This is a genomic window from Janthinobacterium sp. NFX145, assembly GCF_049810325.1.
Lineage (GTDB): Bacteria > Pseudomonadota > Gammaproteobacteria > Burkholderiales > Burkholderiaceae_D > Janthinobacterium > Janthinobacterium rivuli.
The window spans coordinates 1,501,483-1,521,757 of the sequence record NZ_CP187360.1; the positions used below are offsets into that span (position 1 = coordinate 1,501,483).

The window sequence follows — 20,275 nt, forward strand, 5'->3', positions numbered from 1 at the left end:
GTGCGCCGCGCATTGCCGAACCTGGCGCGTGCGCGTTGCTGACGCTCCACAGGCAGTGTCAGGCGGCGCAGGGCGCGGCGCTGTGCGCCAGCCAGGCCATGAAGTGCGCCTGCGGCATGGGACGGGCAAAGTAAAAGCCCTGCAATTCATCGCAGCCGGCGTGGCGCAGCACGTCGGCATCGGCCGCGCTTTCCACGCCCTCGGCGGTGACCGTCAAGCCCAGCGTATGGCCAAGGCCGATGATGGTTTTCGTCACCGCCAGATTCTGCGGCGAACCGTGGATGTCCTGCACGAAGCTCATGTCGATTTTCAGCTTGTCGAGCGGGAAGCGGCACAGGTAGTTCAGGCTCGAATAGCCGGTGCCGAAATCGTCGATCGACAGCGCAAAACCGAGCGCCTTGATGGCGTGCAGGGTGGCGATGGTGTCGTCCACGTTGTCCATCAGGATCGATTCGGTCAGTTCGAATTCGATCTGTCCCGGCGTGACGGGAAACTCGCGCAGCACCTCGCGCAAGGTGGCCACCAGGCCGCCGTTTTTCAGCTGGATGGCCGACAGGTTGATCGACACGGCGATGTCGCCCGCGCCCGCCTCGCGCCAGGCCAGTTGCTGGCGGCATGCTTCGCGGATGACCCACGCGCCGATGGAGACGATCAGGCCCGATTCCTCGGCGGCGGGAATGAAGCTGTCGGGCGCGATCAGGCCGTGCTGCGGATGCTGCCAGCGGATCAGGCTTTCCACGCCATTCAGGCGGCTGCTTTTCGCATCGATGCGCGGCTGGTAGTACAGCACCAGTTCCTGCCGCTCGATGGCGTGGCGCAGATCGCTTTCCAGGTGCAGCTGCTGCAACTGCTGCTCCTGCATCTGCGGCGTGAACATGCGCGCGTGATCGCGCCCGCCGCTCTTGGCCTGGTACATGGCCGCATCGGCGTGGCGCATCAGGGTATCCATGTCGTCGCCGTGGTCCGGGTAGACGGCGACGCCCACGCTGCACGAGACATACAGCGCGTTGCCTTCCACCTGGTGCGGCTCGCGCATGGCCGGTATCAGCCGCGTGTCGAGCAGGACGGCGATGGCTGCGGCGTCGCCGACGCCGTTGAGGATGACGACGAATTCATCGCCGCCTAGGCGGCTGACGGTGTCGCCTTCGCGCACCAGTTGCAACAGGCGCTTTGAGACCGATTGCAGCAGCGCGTCGCCCACATGGTGGCCCAGCGCGTCATTGACGTGCTTGAAGCGGTCCAGGTCGACGAACAGCACGCCCACCTTTTCGCCGCTGCGGCGCGCCTGCGCGATGGCGGCCGCCAGGCGCAGTTTCGACACGTGGCGGTTCGCCAGTCCCGTCAGCGCGTCGTGGTGGGCCATGTGCTCGATCTGCCGCTCGCTGGCCTTGCGTTCGCTGATGTCGAGCGAGCTGGCGATGAAATGCGTGGTGACGCCATCGAGGCCGCGCACGGCGTTCATCACCAGCCAGGCGGGATAGCTTTCCAGCGACTTGCGCTGCACCCGGATTTCGCCCTGCCAGTAGCCGCGCCGCGCCAGGGTCCGGCGCAGGCTGTCGAGCTGTTCGGGACTGTTGTCGGGCGCGAGCAAAAAGGCCGGGCGCTTGCCGATCAGCTCCACCATGTCGTACAGCGAATGGCGGCGGAAGGCCTGGTTGACGGTGATGATGCGCATGCCGGCGTCCATCACGATCAGGCTTTCGGCCGACGCCTCGAAGACCTTGGCCCACAGTTCCAGGCGCGACTCCATCAGCTTCATCTTGTTGATCGGCGTGAAGGTCGACAGCACGGCGCGCTGGCCCTGGTAGTCGATCAGGCGCGCGGAAATCAGGGCCCACGTGGGCGTGCCGCCGCCGCTCCAGCACACCTCGAATTCATCGACGGCGCCCAGGTCGCTCAAGCGCTGGAAGAAGCGCGAACGGGCTTGCGGACTCATGCCGCCCACCCATGGATCGAGTTCCAGGCCGCCCTGCCACGCGTGCGCGGCCTGGTTCGCGTGCAGCACCTGGTGATGCGGGATCGAGGTGACCATCAGCGGAATGGGAATGGAATCGACCAGCTGGCGCTGCGCATCGGCCGCGCTGGCGCGCGCCACCAGTTCCTGCTGCGCCATGCGCTGGAAGTCGAGCTGCTGCAGCATGGTATTGAAGGCGCGCACCAGGCGTCCCGTTTCATCTTCGCTGTCCCAGACGGCGCGCAGGCTATGGTCGCCCGTTTCGCGCACTTCCTGCGCCACGCGGGCCAGGCGGCGGATGGGCAGGGCGATCTGGCGCGCGACGAAAAACACCAGGCCCAGTATCATCACCAGCAGCAGCACGGCCGTGCCCAGGTGCAGCCACATGCGCGTAAAAAAGCCGTCCACGCGCCGCTGGATCAGGCGCTGCAATTCATTCGCCGTGTCGCGCCATGCCAGGCGCAGGGCGGCGAGCGCCACGTCGTCGTGCCGCCGCAGTGCCTGCGTGCCGGCGGGGGGGACTTGCGCGCCGGCCAGCGCCTGGGTGCTGGCGCGGAAGCGCGCCACGGCTTGCTGCAGGGCCGCGCGCGAGGCTTCCAGGTGCTGGCGCAGCAGCGGCGTGCTGGCCGCGAACGCTTCCGTATAGTCGCTGCCGATGCCGCCCATGGTGGCGTCCATGCGCCCTTCCAGGATCAGGAACTGGGTCTGCAGGCGCTGGCGCTGCGCGCCTTCGGCCGTCGCCAGTTGCAGGGCCAGGGCGCGCGTGCTGTTGATCACTTCCAGCAGCTCGGGAAAGCGCAGGATCACCAGCGACATCGTGTAATAACTATCCAGGTCCGGGTCGAGGATCAGGTTCGACTGGTTGCCCACGCGCGTGAGCAGTGCGCGTCCGGCGACAAAGGCGGGCGAGGGCGCGATGCCGTCGTCGGCTGGGGCGGTAGTGCTGCCGGCCTGGCGCAGCAGGGCGGCAAATTGCGCATTCAGTTCGGCGCTGCGCATGCCTGCGCCGAAGCGGCTTTCTGCCTGCTCCACGGCCGCGGCCTGCGCGCCCGCTTGCGCCGTGCCGCGTGCCAGGGGCAGCAGGGCATCGCGGATCGCGGCGATGTAGTCATTGCCCGCCATCTCCTTGCGCGAGAAATCGATGGCCAGGTATTTTTCGTTGATGAGGATGCCGGAAATGAAGATCACGGCGGACAGGTCGAGCAAATAGATCAGCGCCAGTTTGCGCCCCACCGTCAGTTTTCCGATCATGCGCGAGATTCTGCCCAGCATGCGTGCCCCACCTTCTTGTCAGCCCCTATATGTTTTCTTATGTGCAATTTTCATGCCTGAATTTACAAGCTTGCAAGGGGGCTTTTGCACCATGCGGGTGCGCGCAGAGAGGTGGCGGGCGCCAATAAAAAGGGCGGCCCGCAGGCCGCCCTTGTGTGCGATGCGACTACGCTCAGGCTTCGGCGACGCGCTTGGCGATGTGCGCCAGCGCTTCTTCCACCTGGTCGATCAGGATCAGGCACAGATCGCCTTCACCGAGGCGCGCCAGGGCCTTGTCGATGGCGACGAATTCACCGTTGATTTCATCGATATGCGTGGTGCGCTTGGCGCCGTTCAAGCCCTGGCGCAGCAAGGCCACCACTTCGCCATCGGCGCGGCCGCGCTGGCATTGATCCTGGTACAGCAGCACGTCGTCGAAGGCGGCGCCGAGGATTTCCGTCTGCTGGCGGATATCTTCGTCGCGGCGGTCGCCGGCGCCGCTGATGACCACCGAGCGGCGCTTGGCCGGCATGCTTTCCACGGCCTGCACCAGGGCCAGGATGGCGTCCGGATTGTGGCCATAGTCGGCGATCAGGGTGGCGCCCTTGTAGTCAAAGACGTTGAAGCGGCCCGGCGCATTGTCGGCTTCATTGGCGAAGGTTTTCAGGCCCAGCGCGATGGTTTTCCAGTCCAGGCCCACGGCCCAGGCGGCGGCCAGCGATGCCATGACGTTGTCGACCTGGAAGCCGATGGCGCCGTTGCGCGTGATCGGCACCTGCGACAGGGCGATTTCGTGGCGTTCCTTGCCCTGCGCCGCGACCAGCTTGCCGTCTTCCACGTATACGACGCGGTTGCCTTGCGCGCGGTGCGTGGCCATCACGGGATGCGTCTTGTCGGCGGCGAAGAAGGTCACCGTGCCGCTGCAATTTTTGGCCATGCGGGCCACGGCCGGGTCGGTGGCGTTCAGCACGGCCACGCCGCTGTCGGCCACGTTCTGCACGATCACGCGCTTCAGGACGGCCAGGTCTTCCACGGTGGTGATGTAGTTCAGGCCCAGGTGGTCGCCGGCGCCGATATTCGTCACCACGGCGACCTGGCAGCGATCAAAAGCCAGGCCTTCGCGCAGCATGCCGCCACGCGCCGTTTCAAATACGGCCGCATCCACGTCCGGGTGCAGCAGCACGTTGCGCGCGCTGCGCGGGCCGCTGCAGTCGCCGCTGTCGATCTGGCGTCCTTCGATGTACACGCCATCCGTGTTGGTCATGCCCGTGCGCAGGCCGGAGGTGGTGAGCAGGTGGGCGATCAGGCGCACGGTGGTGGTCTTGCCGTTGGTGCCCGTGACGGCGACGACGGGAATGCGGCCGTCGTCGCCCTCGGCGAACATGGCGGCGATGATGGCTTCACCGACGGGGCGCGGCTTGCCGAACGACGGCGCCAAATGCATGCGCAGGCCCGGCGCGGCGTTCACTTCGACGATGCCGGCGTTCTGTTCTTCCAGCGGTTTCAGAATGCTTTCGGAAACGACGTCCACGCCGCAGATGTCCAGGCCCACCATGTGCGCGGCCGCGACGGCGCGCGCCGCCACTTCCGGATGCACGTCGACGGTGACGTCGGTGGCCGAGCCGCCCGTCGACAGGTTGGCGTTATTGCGCAGGATCACGCGCTGGCCGACTGGCGGCACGGATTCGGCCACATAGCCCTGCTTGGCCAGGCTGGCCAGGGCGATGTCGTCGAAGCGGATCTTCGTCAGCGAGGTGGCGTGGCCGCTGCCGCGGCGCGGATCGAGGTTGACCTGGTCGACCAGTTCGCGCACCGTGTGCTGGCCGTCGCCCACCACCTGCGGCGGGTCGCGGCGGGCTGCGGCCACCATCTTGTTGCCGATGACGAGCAAGCGGAAATCGTGACCCGGCAGATAGCGTTCGACGAGGATATCGTCGCGGAATTCCTGCGCCGCGAGGAAGCCGGCCGTCAGCTGTTCGCGCGTGGTGACGTTGACGGTGACGCCCTTGCCCTGGTTGCCATCTTTTGGTTTCACGACGACGGGCAGGCCGATCTCGCAGGCGGCGGCCCAGGCGTCGTCCGCATCGATGGCGACGCGGCCATGCGGCACCGGCACGCCGGCCGAGTCCAGCAACTTCTTGGTCAGTTCCTTGTCTTGCGCGATGGCTTCGGCAATGGCGCTGGTGCCATCCATTTCGGCGGCCTGGATCTTGCGCTGCTTGCTGCCCCAGCCGAACGTCACCAGGCTGCCTTCGGTCAGGCGGCGGAACGGAATGTTGCGCGCCACGGCGGCGTTGACGATGGCGCCCGTCGATGGACCGAGGCGCACGTCTTCATCGAGTTCCTGCAACTGGTGCAGGGCGCCGGCCAGGTCGAACGGCGCATCGTCGAGCGCGGCCTGGCACAGCTTCTGCGCCAGGGCCAAAGCCAGGCGGCCGACGGCTTCTTCCGAGTATTCGACGACGACCTGGAAGATGCCCGTTTCCAGGGTCGGCGTGGTGCGGCTGAAGGTGACGGGGCAGCCGGCTTGCGCCTGCAGGCCCAGCGCCGCCAGTTCCAGCACCTGCGCCATCGGCGCGGCGTTGTAATTGCCCAGCGGTTGCAGCGGGCTCAGTTGCGGAAAGAGTGCGCGCAGGCGGGCTTCGAAGCCGGGCAGCTGGGCGATGTCGAGTTCCTGCGTGGTGCAGGAAACAATGGCTTCCACGGCGGTGTCGTGGCTCCAGAGGTTAGGGCCCCGCAAGGCCCGTACGCGAGATACTTCCATAATTAAACCGTAATCCTGTTGTGTTCTTGTGGGCCCGGCCATCCTGGCCGGGCTTGAGTGCTGCTTTGCCTGTTGCCGATTAGTTGCCGATGCAGCCAGGGGCCGCGTCAAACGTGCGCAAGCCTGCGCAGATCAAATCGACGGGCAGGTTCAGGGCCCAGGCGGCGGCCGCGACGGCCAGCACGCTGTCGACATTGCCGGCCGTGGCCGGTTTCAGCAGGTCCAGGCACAGCAAGACCGTTTCGATGCCGCCTTCGGCCAGCACGATATGGTTGCCGCGCACGAAGACGGCGCGCTGGCCGGCGGCCAGTTGCGCCGCGATGGCTGGCAAGCCGCCGTCCTGCGCATACAGGGTCACGGTGCCGTCGCACAGCTCGGCCAGTTCCAGCACGTGGGCGTTGGCGGCGTTGAGCACGGCCACACCCGTCGGCACCACCACGTCGACCTGGCTGCGCACGGCCTTGTACAGGCCCGCTTCGTCCAGTACGTCGAAATCCTTGACGCTGTCGAGGCTGCCCATGTCCGTGACGACGCCGATCTGGCATTTGTCGTAGGCCAGGCCTTCGGCCAGGATCATGCGCGGATTGCTCTCGAACAGGGCCGTCTGCACGGTGCGGTTGAGCAGCAAACGCTGGCCCGCGTCCCAGTTCACGCAATCGCTGCTGACGACGCGGCGCTGGTCCAGGTACATGCCTTCGCTGCAGACGGCGCCCGTGTGCAGGCCCGACAGGTTGAGCAGCTTGCACAGCATGCGCACGATCAGGCTGGCGCCGCGCGTGCCCGTCACGCCGATCAGCGGAATGCGGCCCGTTTCCTCGGGTGCGAACAGATGGTCGACGATGGCCGCACCGACAGGGCGGCTCTGGCCCACGCCCGGCTTGATGTGCGCCAGCAGGCCAGGGCTGGCATTGACTTCGATGATGGCGCCGCGCTGCTCTTCCAGCGGACGCGTGATGTCGGTGGTGACCAGGTCGATGCCGGCGATGTCCAGGCCCACCACGCGCGCGGCAAGCAAGGCCGCATGCACGACGGACGGGTGCACGTCGTCCGTGACGTCGATGGCCACGTTGCCGTTCGGCTGGATCAGCACTTTCTGGCCTGCCTGCGGCACGGACAGGGCGGTCATGCCCTGGCGCTGCAGTTCCAGCACGATTTCACCCGATTCGTGCGGCTTGACGGTACCCAATGGGAAATCTTCGCCTTCGCCGCGGCGCGGGTCGGTATTGATCTGCGTGTTGACCAGTTCCAGCACGGTCGAGACGCCGTCGCCGTCGACCCACAGCGATTCACCCTTGGCGGCCGCGATCAGCTTGTTGCCGACCACGAGCAGACGGTGTTCGTCGCCCGTGATGAAGCTTTCCACCAGCACGGCCGAGCTGTCGCCCTTGCGCGCGGCCAGTTCGTAGGCGGCCTTCACGTCCGCTTCCGTCATCAGGTTGAGCGACACGCCGCGGCCATGGTTGCCGTCATACGGCTTGACGACGACGGGCACGCCGATGTCCTGCGCTTCTTCCCAGGCCGCTTCGGCGCTGCGCACCAGGCTGCCTTCGGGCACGCGCACGCCGCACGATTTGAGCAGGAATTTGGTCAGATCCTTGTCGCTGGCGATGCCTTCGGCGATCGCGCTGGTGCGGTCCGTTTCGGCCGTCCAGATGCGGCGCTGCGCGGCGCCGTGGCCCAGTTGCACCAGGTTGCCGTCGTTCAGGCGCAGGGAAGGGATGCGGCGCTCGGTGGCGGCATCAACGATGCTGGCCGTGCTCGGGCCCAAGCAGCGCGCATCGACCATGTCGCGCAGGGGCGCCAGGGCCGCTTCCAGATCGTAGGCTTCATCGTTGATGGCGGCCATCAGCAGTGTGCGCGCGGCGGCCAGGGCGGCGCGGCCCACGTGCTCTTCACGCGTGCGGAAGGCCATCTTGTAGACGCCGCGCTGGCTGGTCGAGCGCGTCTGGCCGAAGCCGGTGCGCATGCCTGCCAGGTTTTGCAGTTCCAATACGACGTGTTCGAGGATGTGGGCCGACCACGTGCCTTCGCGCAGGCGCTCGAAAAAGCCGCCCCGTTCGCCCACGCCGCAGCGGTGCTCGATCATGCCGGGCAGCCACGCCACCAGGCGCTCGTACAGGCCGGGCAGGGTATTGGATGGATAGTCTTCCAGTTCGCCGATGTCGACCCAGGCTTCAATCACCGGGCGGTAAGTCCAGATGTTGGGGCCGCGCAAGTGGGTGACGCGGGCAAATTCGATGTTCTTCTTCTTGATCATGTAAGTGGTTTCTTGATAACAAGCCAGGCGTCTGGGCGCCAGATACTTTATGTTGGCTCTACAGAGACTTTTCAGGCTCGTGCTTGGTTCTTTATCCCGGGTATGCGCAGTGTGCCACTTTTAGCGGCCTCTTGTCGCGTTTGCTGCCCTTATTCTGCTGGTGTTGTCATTCTAATTGTTACTAATTGTTGCCATACTTGTTATAAAGATACCGACTCTGGGCTAAGCTGGAGCATTTGCGCAACAGCGGGCTGTTGTATACTTGCTCCCGTACGACGGACGCCCATTTTTTTGCGCCGTTTCGCCATCATTCCTTACCGGCAGGCATCCATTCGATACAATACAGGAAATTGCCACTGGTGCATCCACCTCGCCATCGCGCAGTACACAAACATTGATCGGGCGTCTGCCCCATCCCCCAAATCCCGCCCTGAAGGGCTTGGCCTCGAGCCGGAGTATGCTTTACGATGACAACTGAACTGAGTGTTCCTGCAACAACTATTCCCCTCACATCGCTGCCTGAACACTGGCTGGCGGAAGTGGAGAGCAACCTTTCTCCAGGGGAGAACGTTTTAAGTAGCGTTGAGGTTGACCTCGATGCGCGATTACGTTTCACAAAAGGCATAATAGTTGTCACTGAGAAGCGTTTGCTGGCCCGTTCGCCGGGCGATACCACCTGGAAAAGTTGGTCTTTCCGCCACGGATTGCGCCTGACGCACCACGATCACGCCGGTGTCGGCCACCTGGAATTGTTCGATGACCACGGCCGCCTGGCGTCGTGGCGCTTTACCCTGGGCCAGAACCTGCATGCGATCCGCGTGCTGGAACAGTTCGTCGAGCGCCTCGATAGCCACCTGACGGGCCAGCCCGTGCTGGAAGCGGAGCAGGAAGTCTGTCCTAGCTGCAAGGCGCCTTTGGAGCCGGAGCAGGAAGAGTGCCCGATCTGCGCCAAGGTGCTGCACACGCCGCCATCGACCTGGACTCTGTTCCGCCTGTGGCGCTTCGCCCATCCCTACCGTGGCCAGCTGGCCCTGGGCTTCATGCTGATGCTGCTGAGCACGGCCGCGCACATGATTCCGCCCTACCTGACGGCGCCGTTGATGGACAATGTGCTGATCCCGTATCAGAACGGCAAGCATATCGACCCATGGCTGGTGGTGTACTACATGAGTGGCTTGCTCGGTTCGGCCCTGCTGGCCTGGCTGCTGGGCTGGGGCAAGACGTATGTGCTGGCCCTGGTGTCCGAACGCATGGGCGCCGACTTGCGCTCGGCCACGTATGAACACCTGATGAAGCTGTCGCTGGAATTTTTCGGCGGCAAGCGCACGGGCGACCTGATGGCGCGCATCGGCAGCGGCAGCGACCGCATCTGCGTCTTCCTCTCGCTGCATTTGCTCGATTTCGCTTCCGACGTGCTGATGATCATCATGACGGGTGTGATCCTGTGGTCGATGAACCCGTGGCTGGCCATCATGACCCTGGCGCCATTGCCCTTCATCGCCTGGATGATTCACCTGGTGCGCGACCGCCTGCGCACGGGCTTTGAAAAGATCGACCGCGTGTGGAGTGAAGTGACCAACGTGCTGGCCGATACGATTCCCGGCATCCGCGTGGTGAAAGCGTTTGCGCAGGAAAAACGCGAAGCGGCCCGCTTCCGCGACGCCAACGCGCACAACCTGGCCGTCAACGACAAGCTCAATAAAGTCTGGTCGCTGTTCTCGCCCACCGTTTCCTTCCTGACGGAGATGGGTTTGCTGGTCATCTGGTGCTTCGGCATCTGGCAGCTGTCGCGCGGCGAGATCACCGTCGGCGTGCTGACCGCCTTCATCGCCTACAGCACGCGCTTCTATGGCCGCCTCGATTCGATGAGCCGCATCGTCTCCGTGACGCAAAAATCGGCCTCGGCCGCCAAGCGCATCTTCGACATCCTCGACCACGTGTCGAGCGTGCCGGAACCGGCGCAGCCGGTGAAGCTGGACAAGATCGAAGGCAGGATCGATTTGCGCGAAGTCGGATTCCGCTATGGCAACCGGGCCGTCAATCGGGGCATCACCCTGAACATCAAGGCGGGCGAGATGATCGGCCTGGTGGGCCACAGCGGTTCGGGCAAGAGCACCCTGGTCAACCTGATCTGCCGTTTCTATGACGTCTCGGAAGGCGCGATTCTGCTCGACGGCGTCGACATCCGCTCGTTCGCCGTGTCCGACTACCGCCGCAACATCGGCCTGGTGCTGCAGGAGCCGTTCCTGTTCTTCGGCACCATCGCGGAAAATATCGCCTACGGCAAGCCGCACGCGACGCGCCAGGACATCATCGCCGCCGCGCGCGCCGCGCATGCGCACGAATTCATCCTGCGTCTGCCGCAAGGCTACGATTCAATGGTAGGCGAGCGTGGCCAGGGCTTGTCCGGCGGCGAACGCCAGCGCATCTCGATTGCCCGCGCCCTGCTGATCGATCCGCGCATCCTGATCATGGACGAAGCGACATCGTCGGTCGACTCGGAAACAGAGAAGGAAATCCAGAAGGCGCTGGATAACCTGGTGCAGGGCCGCACGACGATCGCCATCGCGCACAGGCTGTCGACCCTGCACCGCGCCGACCGCCTGGTGGTGCTGGACCGCGGCCAGGTCGTCGAAGTGGGCAGTCACGATGAACTGATGGCGAAAGAGGGCGCCTATTTCCGCCTCTACGAAGCACAGGCGCGCAACAACGAACTCGCCCTGGATGACAAGGAATAAGCATGGCCAGTACAACTTTTACATTAAGCCGCGACACCTTCGGCAAGCTGGTGATGACGGACGCGGACGGCCAGGTCTTTGAAGGCGTGGCGCCCGTACGCGCCTTCCCCATCCAGTCGCCCGACGAAGGCATTTCGCTGGTGCTGGGCAATGGCAAGGAAGTGGCGTGGATCGACCACATCGACGCCTTGCCGGAACCGGCGCGCAGCCTGTTGCAGGAAGAGCTGGAAGGGCGCGAATTCATGCCCGAGATCGCGCGCGTGAAAAGCGTGAGCAGCTTCGCCACGCCATGCACCTGGCATGTCGACACGGACCGGGGCGAGACGCAATTCGTGCTGAAGGGCGAGGAAGACATCCGCCGCATCGGCGCCGCGTCGCTCTTGATCGCCGATAACCACGGCATCCACTTTTTGATACGCGACATGTTCAATATCGACAAGACGACGCGCAAGATTTTGGATCGCTTCCTGTAAAAAACCTCCTGGAATGTGGTGCGGCGCCGCCGCTCATGCCGTTCAGCTTGCGCTGAGCGGCATTTTTTTTGACCTTGTGCTTTCCTTGTGGGTTGCCTCATTTGAGCTATACTGCCGTCTTAAAGGAGGTGGCTATGGAACGACACATTGATGCTCCCGTCCCGGCTCAGCAAGCGAGGACGCTGTACGAAGGCATGACTCTGTACGGTTTTGATACTGATGCGCGCATTGCGCTGATACGGCGGGGTATTCCAGCCTCGACGATCAGCCGCCTGTCCGCGCGCATGGGCATGAGCAAGGAATTCCTGTTGTCCAGCCTGGGACTGTCGCGCGCCACCATCAGCCGCAAGGAAAAAGACGCCAGCTTGCTGTCGAAGGATGAATCGGAACGCGTGCTGGGGATTGAAACCCTGATTGGCATGGTGCAGGCGATGGTCGAACAATCGGGCGATCCCGCCGGTTTTGACGCGGCGCGCTGGGTCTCCGATTGGTTGAGCAAACCGCTGCCTGCGCTGGCGGGTGCCACGCCGGCCAGTTACATGGACACCTTCGAGGGGCAAAAACTGGTGGCGGAATTGCTGTCCATGACGCAGAGCGGGGCCTATGCATGAATGTGCTCTGGCGTATTGCCGTCGAGACGCCAGCTTATGCCGCCAGTGACCTGAGCGGCACCGGCGCCAGGATTACGGGTGGCCGCTGGAACAGCAAGGGCGCGCCTGTCGTGTATTGCTCGACGAGTATCGCCCTGGCCACCCTGGAAACCGTGCATTACCTGCGCGGCGGCGGCTTGCCATTCAACCGTTACCTGGTGCGTATCGCCATTCCCGATGGCGTATGGAATGCGCGCCAGGTACTCGACCCTTTTCCCGGCGGCTGGGACGCCATACCGGCCGGCCTGGCGGGCAAGCGGGCTGGCGATGGCTGGATTGCAGCGGGGAAATCCGCCTTGCTGCTGGTGCCTTCCGTGATCGTGCCCGACGAATACAATGTCCTGCTCAACCCCCGCCATGCCGATGCCGCGGCGGTCACCGCCAGCACCGTCCGGCGGTGGAGCTACGATCCCCGGTTTTTCCCCTGACGCACGCTTACTGAAACGCCACTTCCGCAAAGCTGCGCAATTTGCGGCTGTGCAGCCGGTCCACGCCCTGGCGGCGCAGCAGTTCCACGGCGCGGATGCCGATGCGCAGGTGCTGGTCGACGCGTTCGCGGTAGAAGTGGTTGGCCATGCCGGGCAGCTTGATTTCGCCGTGCAGCGGCTTGTCGCTCACGCACAGCAAGGTGCCGTACGGGACGCGGAAGCGGAAGCCATTGGCGGCGATGGTCGCACTTTCCATGTCCAGCGCGATGGCGCGGCTCTGGCTGAAGCGGCGCTCCGGCGTACGCTGCGGCAGCAGTTCCCAGTTGCGGTTGTCGGTGCTGGCCACGGTCCCCGTGCGCATGATGTGTTTCAGATCATGTCCCGTCAGCTGGGTGATTTCCGCCACGGCCGTTTGTAGCGCCTGCTGGATTTCCGCCAGCGGCGGGATCGGTACCCACAGCGGCAAATCTTCGTCGAGCACGTGGTCTTCGCGCACATACGCATGCGCCAGCACGTAGTCGCCCAGGCTTTGCGTGGTGCGCAGGCCGGCGCAATGACCGAGCATCAGCCAGGCGTGCGGGCGCAGCACGGCGATATGGTCGGTGATGGTCTTCGCATTGGCGGGACCGACGCCGATATTGACCATGGTGATGCCGCTGCCGTCCGCGCGCAGCAAATGGTAGGCAGGCATCTGCGGCAGGCGCGGCGGCGCGGCGCCCAGCGCATCCTCGCTCTCGACCGTCTGGCCGACCCGGCGCGTGACGACGTTGCCCGGTTCGACAAAGGCGATGTAGCCGTCGTCGTCCGAGGGCGCGGCCGCGTCGGGCGCGCGGTCCATCATGGCGTGGCCCAGGCGGATGAATTCGTCGATGTAGAACTGGTAGTTGGTGAACAGGACGAAGTTCTGGAAGTGCTGCGGCGAGGTGCCGCTGTAATGGCGCAGGCGCTGCAGCGAATAATCGACGCGCGGGCCCGTGAACAGCGACAGCGGCTGCGCTTCGCCATGCGCCGGTTCGTGCGTGCCGTTGGCGATGCCGTCGTCCATGGCCGACAGGTCGGGCAGGTCGAACAGGTCGCGCATGGCCAGGCGGCGGCCCGCATCCATATTGCCTTCGATATGGTCATGCTCGGCGAACGAGAAATGCACGGGAATGGGCTGGGCGCTGACGCCCACTTCCAGGTGCACCTTCTGGCCGCTGTTATGGTTTTTCAGCAGCAGGGTGAATTGATCGAGGTAATAGTCGCCGAACAGGTCGGGGCGCGTCAGGGTGGTTTCAAACACGCCGGGGCCGGCGACAAAACCGTAGGCCAGCGGCGAGTCGGCGCGCGCTACGGTGTCGGTCTGGATGCGCACGAAGGGGTAGCAGGCGCGCACGCGCTCGTGCATGTCTTCGCCGGCGACAAAGCGCTGCAGCGCATCGCGCAAGTGTTCGATGCTGCTGCGGTAAATGGCTTGCACTTGTTCCAACGCCAGGCGTGGATCGTCGAAGCGGGAGGAGGCGATGAAGGGGGGCGTAAGCAAGCGGATTCTCCTTGTAGCGGTTCGTGCATACCATTGTAAGGCAGCGGGGCAACTCTTGTCGGCGCATCTGGGGCCGCTTGACGGATTCAAATAGAATCTGTATTCTATTTGAATGGTCAGACTCGCAAAATTCAACGAAAACAACTTCATCGACAGCGCGATCGCCGTCGCCGCCCAGTGCGGCGTGGGCGCCGTCTCGATGGCCGCCATCGCCGTCAAGGCCGGTGCGCCCATCGGCTCCGTGTACCACCGCTTCGATTCGCGCAACGCCATCCTGGCGCGCGCCTGGCTGCGCGTGAAGAGCGACTTCCGCGAGGAAGTGGCCAGCCGCTGGCTCGGCGGCGACACCTGGGCCGGCGTGCATGGCTTGCTGGACTGGTGCCGGCGCAAGCCCGTGTATGCGCGCTTCCTGCTGCAATGCGCGGACAGCCCCGATTTCAGCAGTGGCCTTAGCGAGGAATTGCTGGCCGCCGTGGAAGAAGAGCAGGCCGCGCTCGACGCCTGCTTTGTGCGCTGCGCCGAAACCATGCCCGCCACCACGGAGCTGGACCTCGATCACATGCTGCTCAAATTCGTCCTGATCGACGCCCCCGTGGCCGTCGTCAAGCCTTACCTGACCCAGGAGCGGCCGATACCGGCCAGCGTCGACGCCATGCTGCGCGCCTCGCACGACGCCGTGCGCGGCTGGGCCGCCCACACCACACACACTAACCAAGAAGAAAACCATGCGCTATTCCACCCAGCTTGAACACGGCAAGAAAATCCCCCTGCACGACGAAGAAGGTTTCATCGGCATGCGCGCGGCCGGCCGCATCGCCGCCGACACGCTCGACTACATCGCGCCTTTCGTGAAACCGGGCGTGTCGACGGCCAAGCTCGACGCCCTGTGCGAAGAATTCATGCGCGCCGCCGGCGCCATTCCGGGCACCATCGACTACCACGGCTACAAGCACGCCAGCTGCATCTCCGTCAATCACGTGGTCACGCACGGCATCCCGTCCGAGACCAAGATCCTCAAGGTGGGCGACATCCTGAACATTGACGTGACACCGAAGTTCCAGGGCTGGTTCGGCGACACCAGCCGCACCTTCAAGGTGGGCGCCGTCTCCATCCTCGCCAACCGCCTCGTCAACACGGCGTATGAAGCCATGATGGCCGGCATCCACACCGTGCGTCCGGGTGCTACCCTGGGCGACGTGGGCGCCGCCATCGAAGCGGTGGCCAAGGCGCAGGGATTTTCTTCCGTGCGCGACTTCTGCGGCCATGGCGTGGGCCAGGTCTTCCACGATACGCCGCAAGTGCTGCATTACGGCCGCGCCGGCACGGGCATCGTGCTGGAACCGGGCATGATTTTTACCATCGAGCCGATGCTCAACGTGGGCAGCTACCAGGTCAAGGTCTTGCCCGACAAATGGACGACGGTGACGAAGGACCGTTCGCTGTCGGCGCAGTTCGAGCACTCGCTGGCCGTGACGGACACGGGTTTTGAAATCTTCACTCTGACCGGTTCGACCGAGCCGCTGGTGTAAGCATGGATGAGGCGCGCCGGCAGCAGCTCACCGATATCGTCGCCGCGAAAGCCGGCGTGGATGTCGCTTGCGCGGCGCGCCACCTGGCGCTGCATGACGACGACGTGGCGGCCGCCCTGCGCGGCATCGACGCCGAACGCTACACGCTGACGCAGCGCCTGCTGAACAAATACGGGCGCGATCCGGAAGACGCGCTGCAGCACGTGGCGCTGGCCGTGCTGCAGCAGGAAGACATCCGCAGCGACAGCGTATTGCGCCTTGATCGCATCGCGGCCCTGGCGCCGCCCGTCGCCGGCATGGTGCTGCTGGCTGAGTGGCTGGCCTATGTGGACTGGGAAGGTTTCGACAGCGCCCTGTACGCCAATATCGACGCGGTGGCGGCGATCATCGCCGGTGCATTGGACCTGCCCGAGGTGGCTGCCAACCTGCTGCAAACGCGCGATGAAGCCGTGTTTGAAACGCAGCGCCCCGCGCTGGCCGCTGCGGCCCTGCTGTTCATCGAGCGCCACACTACGCAGTTTCCCTGACGGCTGGCGCTTTGCCGCCGGCGGGCGCGCGTCTTACAATGGCGGCAAGCACTGTTGCCCCATTTTGAAGACTTCCGCATGAGCGATTTTCCCGAAGATATCTACACCGAGCCGTCCGCCGACGTGCACACCCTGAACAACCTGGGCCCCTTGACGGGCATGGCCGGCATCTGGACGGGCACGCGCGGCCTGGACGTCAAGCCGAAAGCGGACGGTCCGCGCAAGCAGGCCTTCGTCGAGCGCATCGAACTGCAGCCGATCGACCCCGTCACCAACGGCCCGCAACTGTTCTACGGCCTGCGCTACTACATCCACATCACCAAGCCGGATCAGGTCAAGACGTATCATGAGCAGGTCGGCTACTGGCTGTGGGAACCGGCCACGGGCGCCGTGATCCAGACCCTGGCCATCCCGCGCGGCCAGATCGCCATGGCGTCCGGCACGACGACGGCGGACGCCAGCAGTTTCGAACTGGTGGCCAAGCGCGATTCGACGGCCTACGGCATCTGCTCGAACCCCTTCCTCGAACACGCGTTCACCACCGTCGAATACCGGATCAAGGTCGATATCCACGCCGATGGCACCTGGGGCTACGATGAAGACACGGTCATGCTGATCCGCGGCAAGGACGAACCGTTCCACCACACGGACCGCAACCTGCTGACGAAAATCGCCGAGCCGACGCCGAATCCGATGGCGCTACAGGCGCTGGCGGCGGCCGCATAAGAGCACCTGTCAAAACCTACTGCGCGTCGTAATTTGTGGCCTGCGATGCTCACTGTACCTCCGTACAGTTGCGCTTCTCGACCACAACTTCCTTCCGCTCGCTACGGTTTTGTCAGGGCTCTAGGGTTTTTCTTGGGCGACGGCCTTGATCGCGCGCTCCTCGCCCATGGCGGCCGCGATTTTCCAGCGCTGCATGGCGCTGGCGCGGTCGGGGCGTTTCAGTCCCGCCCCTTCCCAGTCCATCAGTCCCAGGTTGTAGATGTCGCCCGCGCTGCCCTTGTCGGCGGCGAGGGTGAACCATTTGCGCGCTTCCTTGTGGTTGACGGGGATCTGGTAGCCGCGCACGTGGTACAGGCCCAATAAGTGCATGGCTTGCGCATTGCCCTTGCCGGCCGCCTGTTTCAGCAGGTCGAGGCCGCGCGCCATGTTGCGCGGTTCCTGCCAGCCTTCGGCCAGCATCACGCCTTTCGCCGTCAGCGCATAGCTGTCGTTCTTCACGAGTCCCTTGCCGATCAGCGGCTTGGCGGCTACCTGGCGCGCTGCGCGCTGCTGCGCCGTTGGCGCCGTGACGGGGCCGGGTTTGCCTTCGCCCATCAGCAGCATCCAGCCATACAGGCCATACGCACCGGCGTCGCCCTTGCCGACCAGGTTCTCCAGCATGGCCAGCGCCTGCACCTTGTCGCCATTTTCATACAGCTTGACGGCTTTGGCGCTGCTCGCATCTTGCGGCACGACGGCTGGCGCATGGGGCGCGACGGGCGCCGACGCGATGGCCGCTTGCGGCGGCGCGGACACCGGGCGCACGCGCACGGGCAAGCCATAACTGGCGGCCAGCACGGCCAGGCTGGCGGGCGCGAGGATCAGCACGTGCGCCAGCTGGTTGCGGCGGCCCTTGCCGGCGATGCCCATGGCCCGTTCGGCTTGCTGCTCGCCGCCCAGCGCTTCGCTCAGTACGGCTTTCACCTTGCGGTTGAACAGCCAGTAGCCAGCGCCCGTGACGAGCAGGCCGGCGACGGCGGCGGCACCGCGTCCCGCGAAAAACCAGGTGGCGATGGCGGCGGCCAGGGCGGCCAGCGCGCTTTTCCACCAGAACTGCTTGGCCAGCCGCGTGTAGACCTGGCGCAAGGCGCCCAGCACGCAGGTGCGCACATTTTGCGCATACTCGGCGGAGACGACGTCGACGTGCGCGTGGTCGGTTACTCCGCTGAGCACCGATTCAATCACGTCCGCATTCAGTTCCGAGGCGGCCACGTCACGCAGCGGCGTCAACAAACCCTGCACATGGGCCGAGAACAGGCCGTCGTCGGCGCTGCCGGCCAGCGCGTCGCTGAGCGCCTTGAGGTCGCCGCGCAGCAGCTTTTCCACGATGTCGTCCAGGGTCAGCCAGCGCAAGTCCGTGCCGTACGCCACCAGGTGGTGCTTTTCGGCGTTGCACGATGCGTCGAGGCGCACGATGCGCAGTTTGGCCGCATACAGGGCGTCGACTTCCTGCGGCTGGTCTTCATTGTAAATGCTCACTTTCGCCAGGCCCAGTCTGCTGGCAATGGCGGCCAGTGAGTGCACGCTCTCCTTGTCGCGGATGCGGCGCGCGTCGTCGGGGGCCTGCTTGGGCAGGCTGACGCTGTAGCCGGGCGCCACGTGCACGTCGACCCAGGCCGCCTTGCCCACCTTGCCGGAACCGTCGCACGGGTTGCAGCGCAAGTCGCCCACGCCGCTGCAGGTGCGGCAAGTCACCTTGCCGCTGGCGCGGCAGGTGCCGCAATTGATGCTGCCGGAACCGTGGCAGGTGTTGCAGCTGACCTTGCCGAAGCTGCAATGGTAGCAATTACGATATTCGGTGCGGTACTGGGGCCGCGTTTCGCTGTGGTAGCTGGTGTGCGAGCTGCCGTTGCTGTAGGTGGTAGTGGGCACTTGCACCGTGATGTAATCGGTGACTTGCTCGGACACCGTGCCGCTGCCGCTGCAATACGAGCAAGACACCTTGCCGCTGCCGTAGCAGCCATACGCGTCGCAGCTGACGGTGCGTCCGCCGTGGCAGCTCCAGCACGTTTCCGTCGTCGCGCCGTAGCAGGTGTGGCAGCCGATGCGGCCTTTGCCGGTGCAGTTGCTGCAGGTGTCCAGGTGCCAGTACTTGACGGCGTGCGGCAGGTAGACGCCCGCTTCGACGCCGTTGTAGGCCTGGCCTGCCTGGCGCAAGGCATTGTCGAGCTTGCCGGCCGCGCGGCGCAGTCTTTCCTTTTCCTGAGCGTGAGCGAGCGCTCCCACCTCGTGGGAGCCACAGCGGCAGTCATTGCCCGCTGGCGTGAAATAGCCATTGATGACGCGCTGTTCGAAGCGCGCTTCGAGCGCGTAGTTTGCCTGCAGCGAGAATTCCTGCAGCACGTCTTCCTCGGCCAGCGGCGTGATGTCGTGCGGCTCGAAACGCGTCTTGTCCTGCACCAGGGTGCGCAGCTTGCCCAGCACCGTGGGTATCTCTTCCTTGTCGAGCAGGAGGGGCGCTGGCGCCGTCACGACCGTCTCCGTCACCTGCGGCGCATCCTCGCTGCCTGGGGTTTCATGGGTCGTCTCGGTGCTGGGGTTCATGCGCGTCCTTTTGCTCTCTGGAAAGATGTTTGAATTTTAGCATCCCCATATGACAAACCATGACAAAGCGGATCCGCTTTTTCAGCGCAGGCCGCGGCGGAACTGGTCGGGCGTGCCGCCGCTCTGGCGGCGAAACATGGCGATGAAGGCCGAGGCCGTGCTGTAGCCCAGTTCCAGCGCGATGGCCTGCACGGTGTCTCCCCGTTCCAGCAGGGGCAGGGCGGCCAGGAAGCGCTGGCGCTGGCGCCATTCGCCGAACGGCATGCCCAGTTCGCGCTGGCAGCGGCGCGCCAGGGTGCGCTCGGTCACGTGCAGTTGCGCGGCCCACTCCGCCAGTGAGCGGTTACTGCCCGGCTCCGCCTGCAGGGCGGCCAGCAGCGCCGCGATGACGGGCTCGTCGCTGCCGGGCAGGTAGTTGCGGCTGCACGGCGCCAGTTGCAGCTGGTCGACCAGCACTTGCGCCAGGCGCTGGTCGGCTTCGGTGGCGGGCGTGGTGACGTTTCTTTCTGCAAAATCGCCGAGTATGGCTTTGAGCAAGGGACTCAATACCAGCGCACACGGCTGGGCCGGTAGTTGTGCGCACAAGCTGGTGTCGATGTAGGCCGAGTGAAACACGACATCCTGGCGGATATAGCCGTCATGCAAGGTCTCGGGCGGTATCCACACGGCGTACTGGGGCGGCGACAGATAGCGCTGGCCCGCCACCATGATTTCCATCACGCCCGTGGAACAATACGTGAGCTGGCCCCACGGATGGCTCTGGTAATCGAACTGCTGGTGCGCGCGGTAATCGTCGAGGCGAAAGTACACGGGATAGGGCAGGGCGTCGGAAACGGCGGGAAAATGCTGGTTGCTGGCCATGGTGTCTTTGTC

At 64.8% G+C, this 20,275-nt stretch carries 14 protein-coding genes; 8 read left to right on the forward strand and 6 right to left on the reverse strand.

Annotation, left to right across the window (positions count from 1 at the left end):
- Positions 1–58: 58 nt before the first annotated feature.
- The 3 genes from ACPJXG_RS06745 to cphA (ACPJXG_RS06755) form a co-directional block, all read right to left on the reverse strand.
- Positions 59–3,226 (reverse strand): EAL domain-containing protein, encoded by a 3,168-nt coding sequence (locus ACPJXG_RS06745; RefSeq protein WP_425253761.1) that lies wholly within the window; start codon positions 3,224–3,226, stop codon positions 59–61.
- Positions 3,227–3,398: 172 nt separating this feature from the next.
- The gene (cphA, locus tag ACPJXG_RS06750) at positions 3,399–5,969 is read right to left on the reverse strand and encodes a cyanophycin synthetase (protein WP_035821128.1); all 2,571 of its coding nucleotides are present in this window, start codon (positions 5,967–5,969) and stop codon (positions 3,399–3,401) included.
- 79 nt (positions 5,970–6,048) lie between these two features.
- The gene (cphA, locus tag ACPJXG_RS06755) at positions 6,049–8,226 is read right to left on the reverse strand and encodes a cyanophycin synthetase (protein WP_035821126.1); all 2,178 of its coding nucleotides are present in this window, start codon (positions 8,224–8,226) and stop codon (positions 6,049–6,051) included.
- Between the two features lie 467 nt (positions 8,227–8,693).
- On the opposite strand from cphA (ACPJXG_RS06755), the gene ACPJXG_RS06760 reads away from it, so the two are divergent.
- The 4 genes from ACPJXG_RS06760 to ACPJXG_RS06775 all read left to right on the forward strand — a co-directional run bounded on the left by ACPJXG_RS06760 (position 8,694) and on the right by ACPJXG_RS06775 (position 12,515).
- Positions 8,694–10,964, forward strand: coding sequence for an ABC transporter ATP-binding protein (locus ACPJXG_RS06760; protein ID WP_080698525.1), 2,271 nt, complete (start codon positions 8,694–8,696; stop codon positions 10,962–10,964).
- A 2-nt stretch (positions 10,965–10,966) separates the two neighbouring features.
- On the forward strand, positions 10,967–11,437 hold the full coding sequence (locus tag ACPJXG_RS06765; RefSeq protein WP_099379111.1) for a DUF1854 domain-containing protein: 471 nt from the start codon (positions 10,967–10,969) through the stop codon (positions 11,435–11,437).
- Between the two features lie 134 nt (positions 11,438–11,571).
- Positions 11,572–12,048 (forward strand): antitoxin Xre-like helix-turn-helix domain-containing protein, encoded by a 477-nt coding sequence (locus tag ACPJXG_RS06770; RefSeq protein WP_425253762.1) that lies wholly within the window; start codon positions 11,572–11,574, stop codon positions 12,046–12,048.
- On the forward strand, positions 12,045–12,515 hold the full coding sequence (locus tag ACPJXG_RS06775) for an RES family NAD+ phosphorylase (RefSeq protein WP_176389002.1): 471 nt from the start codon (positions 12,045–12,047) through the stop codon (positions 12,513–12,515). The genes ACPJXG_RS06770 and ACPJXG_RS06775 overlap by 4 nt, the downstream gene beginning before the upstream one ends.
- A gap of 7 nt (positions 12,516–12,522) precedes the next feature.
- On the opposite strand, the gene ACPJXG_RS06780 is transcribed toward ACPJXG_RS06775, so the two are convergent.
- Complete coding sequence (locus ACPJXG_RS06780; RefSeq protein ID WP_034750639.1) at positions 12,523–14,037, reverse strand: AMP nucleosidase; 1,515 nt, start codon at positions 14,035–14,037, stop codon at positions 12,523–12,525.
- 112 nt (positions 14,038–14,149) lie between these two features.
- Here ACPJXG_RS06780 and ACPJXG_RS06785 point away from each other — a divergent pair, with 112 nt between their 5' ends.
- The 4 genes from ACPJXG_RS06785 to ACPJXG_RS06800 all read left to right on the forward strand — a co-directional run bounded on the left by ACPJXG_RS06785 (position 14,150) and on the right by ACPJXG_RS06800 (position 16,819).
- Positions 14,150–14,785, forward strand: a complete 636-nt coding sequence (locus tag ACPJXG_RS06785; protein ID WP_425253763.1) for a TetR/AcrR family transcriptional regulator — start codon at positions 14,150–14,152, stop codon at positions 14,783–14,785.
- A complete protein-coding gene (gene map, locus ACPJXG_RS06790) occupies positions 14,763–15,566 on the forward strand; it encodes a type I methionyl aminopeptidase (protein WP_425253764.1) in 804 nt (267 codons plus the stop codon). The genes ACPJXG_RS06785 and map overlap by 23 nt, the downstream gene beginning before the upstream one ends.
- 2 nt (positions 15,567–15,568) lie before the next feature.
- Entirely contained in the window at positions 15,569–16,093 is a 525-nt protein-coding gene (locus tag ACPJXG_RS06795; protein WP_051958960.1) for a hypothetical protein, read from the forward strand.
- A gap of 78 nt (positions 16,094–16,171) precedes the next feature.
- On the forward strand, positions 16,172–16,819 hold the full coding sequence (locus tag ACPJXG_RS06800; RefSeq protein ID WP_176388999.1) for an FABP family protein: 648 nt from the start codon (positions 16,172–16,174) through the stop codon (positions 16,817–16,819).
- Positions 16,820–16,939: 120 nt separating this feature from the next.
- Here the strand turns inward: ACPJXG_RS06800 and ACPJXG_RS06805 are convergent, their stop codons facing one another.
- Both ACPJXG_RS06805 and ACPJXG_RS06810 read right to left on the reverse strand, forming a co-directional pair.
- Positions 16,940–19,402: a hypothetical protein gene (locus ACPJXG_RS06805; protein WP_425253765.1), complete on the reverse strand. Its 2,463-nt coding sequence runs from the start codon at positions 19,400–19,402 to the stop codon at positions 16,940–16,942.
- Between the two features lie 81 nt (positions 19,403–19,483).
- Complete coding sequence (locus ACPJXG_RS06810; protein ID WP_425253766.1) at positions 19,484–20,263, reverse strand: AraC family transcriptional regulator; 780 nt, start codon at positions 20,261–20,263, stop codon at positions 19,484–19,486.
- Positions 20,264–20,275: the final 12 nt, after the last annotated feature.

Coding starts and splice junctions, on each gene's coding strand:
- ACPJXG_RS06785 (WP_425253763.1), top strand. CDS start 14,150: ATGGTCAGACTCGCAAAATTCAACGAAAACAACTTCATCGACAGCGCG.
- ACPJXG_RS06775 (WP_176389002.1), top strand. CDS start 12,045: ATGAATGTGCTCTGGCGTATTGCCGTCGAGACGCCAGCTTATGCCGCC.
- ACPJXG_RS06770 (WP_425253762.1), top strand. CDS start 11,572: ATGGAACGACACATTGATGCTCCCGTCCCGGCTCAGCAAGCGAGGACG.
- ACPJXG_RS06760 (WP_080698525.1), top strand. CDS start 8,694: ATGACAACTGAACTGAGTGTTCCTGCAACAACTATTCCCCTCACATCG.
- ACPJXG_RS06765 (WP_099379111.1), top strand. CDS start 10,967: ATGGCCAGTACAACTTTTACATTAAGCCGCGACACCTTCGGCAAGCTG.
- ACPJXG_RS06810 (WP_425253766.1), bottom strand. CDS start 20,263: ATGGCCAGCAACCAGCATTTTCCCGCCGTTTCCGACGCCCTGCCCTAT.
- cphA (WP_035821128.1), bottom strand. CDS start 5,969: ATGGAAGTATCTCGCGTACGGGCCTTGCGGGGCCCTAACCTCTGGAGC.
- map (WP_425253764.1), top strand. CDS start 14,763: ATGCGCTATTCCACCCAGCTTGAACACGGCAAGAAAATCCCCCTGCAC.
- cphA (WP_035821126.1), bottom strand. CDS start 8,226: ATGATCAAGAAGAAGAACATCGAATTTGCCCGCGTCACCCACTTGCGC.
- ACPJXG_RS06800 (WP_176388999.1), top strand. CDS start 16,172: ATGAGCGATTTTCCCGAAGATATCTACACCGAGCCGTCCGCCGACGTG.
- ACPJXG_RS06805 (WP_425253765.1), bottom strand. CDS start 19,402: ATGAACCCCAGCACCGAGACGACCCATGAAACCCCAGGCAGCGAGGAT.
- ACPJXG_RS06745 (WP_425253761.1), bottom strand. CDS start 3,226: ATGCTGGGCAGAATCTCGCGCATGATCGGAAAACTGACGGTGGGGCGC.
- ACPJXG_RS06795 (WP_051958960.1), top strand. CDS start 15,569: ATGGATGAGGCGCGCCGGCAGCAGCTCACCGATATCGTCGCCGCGAAA.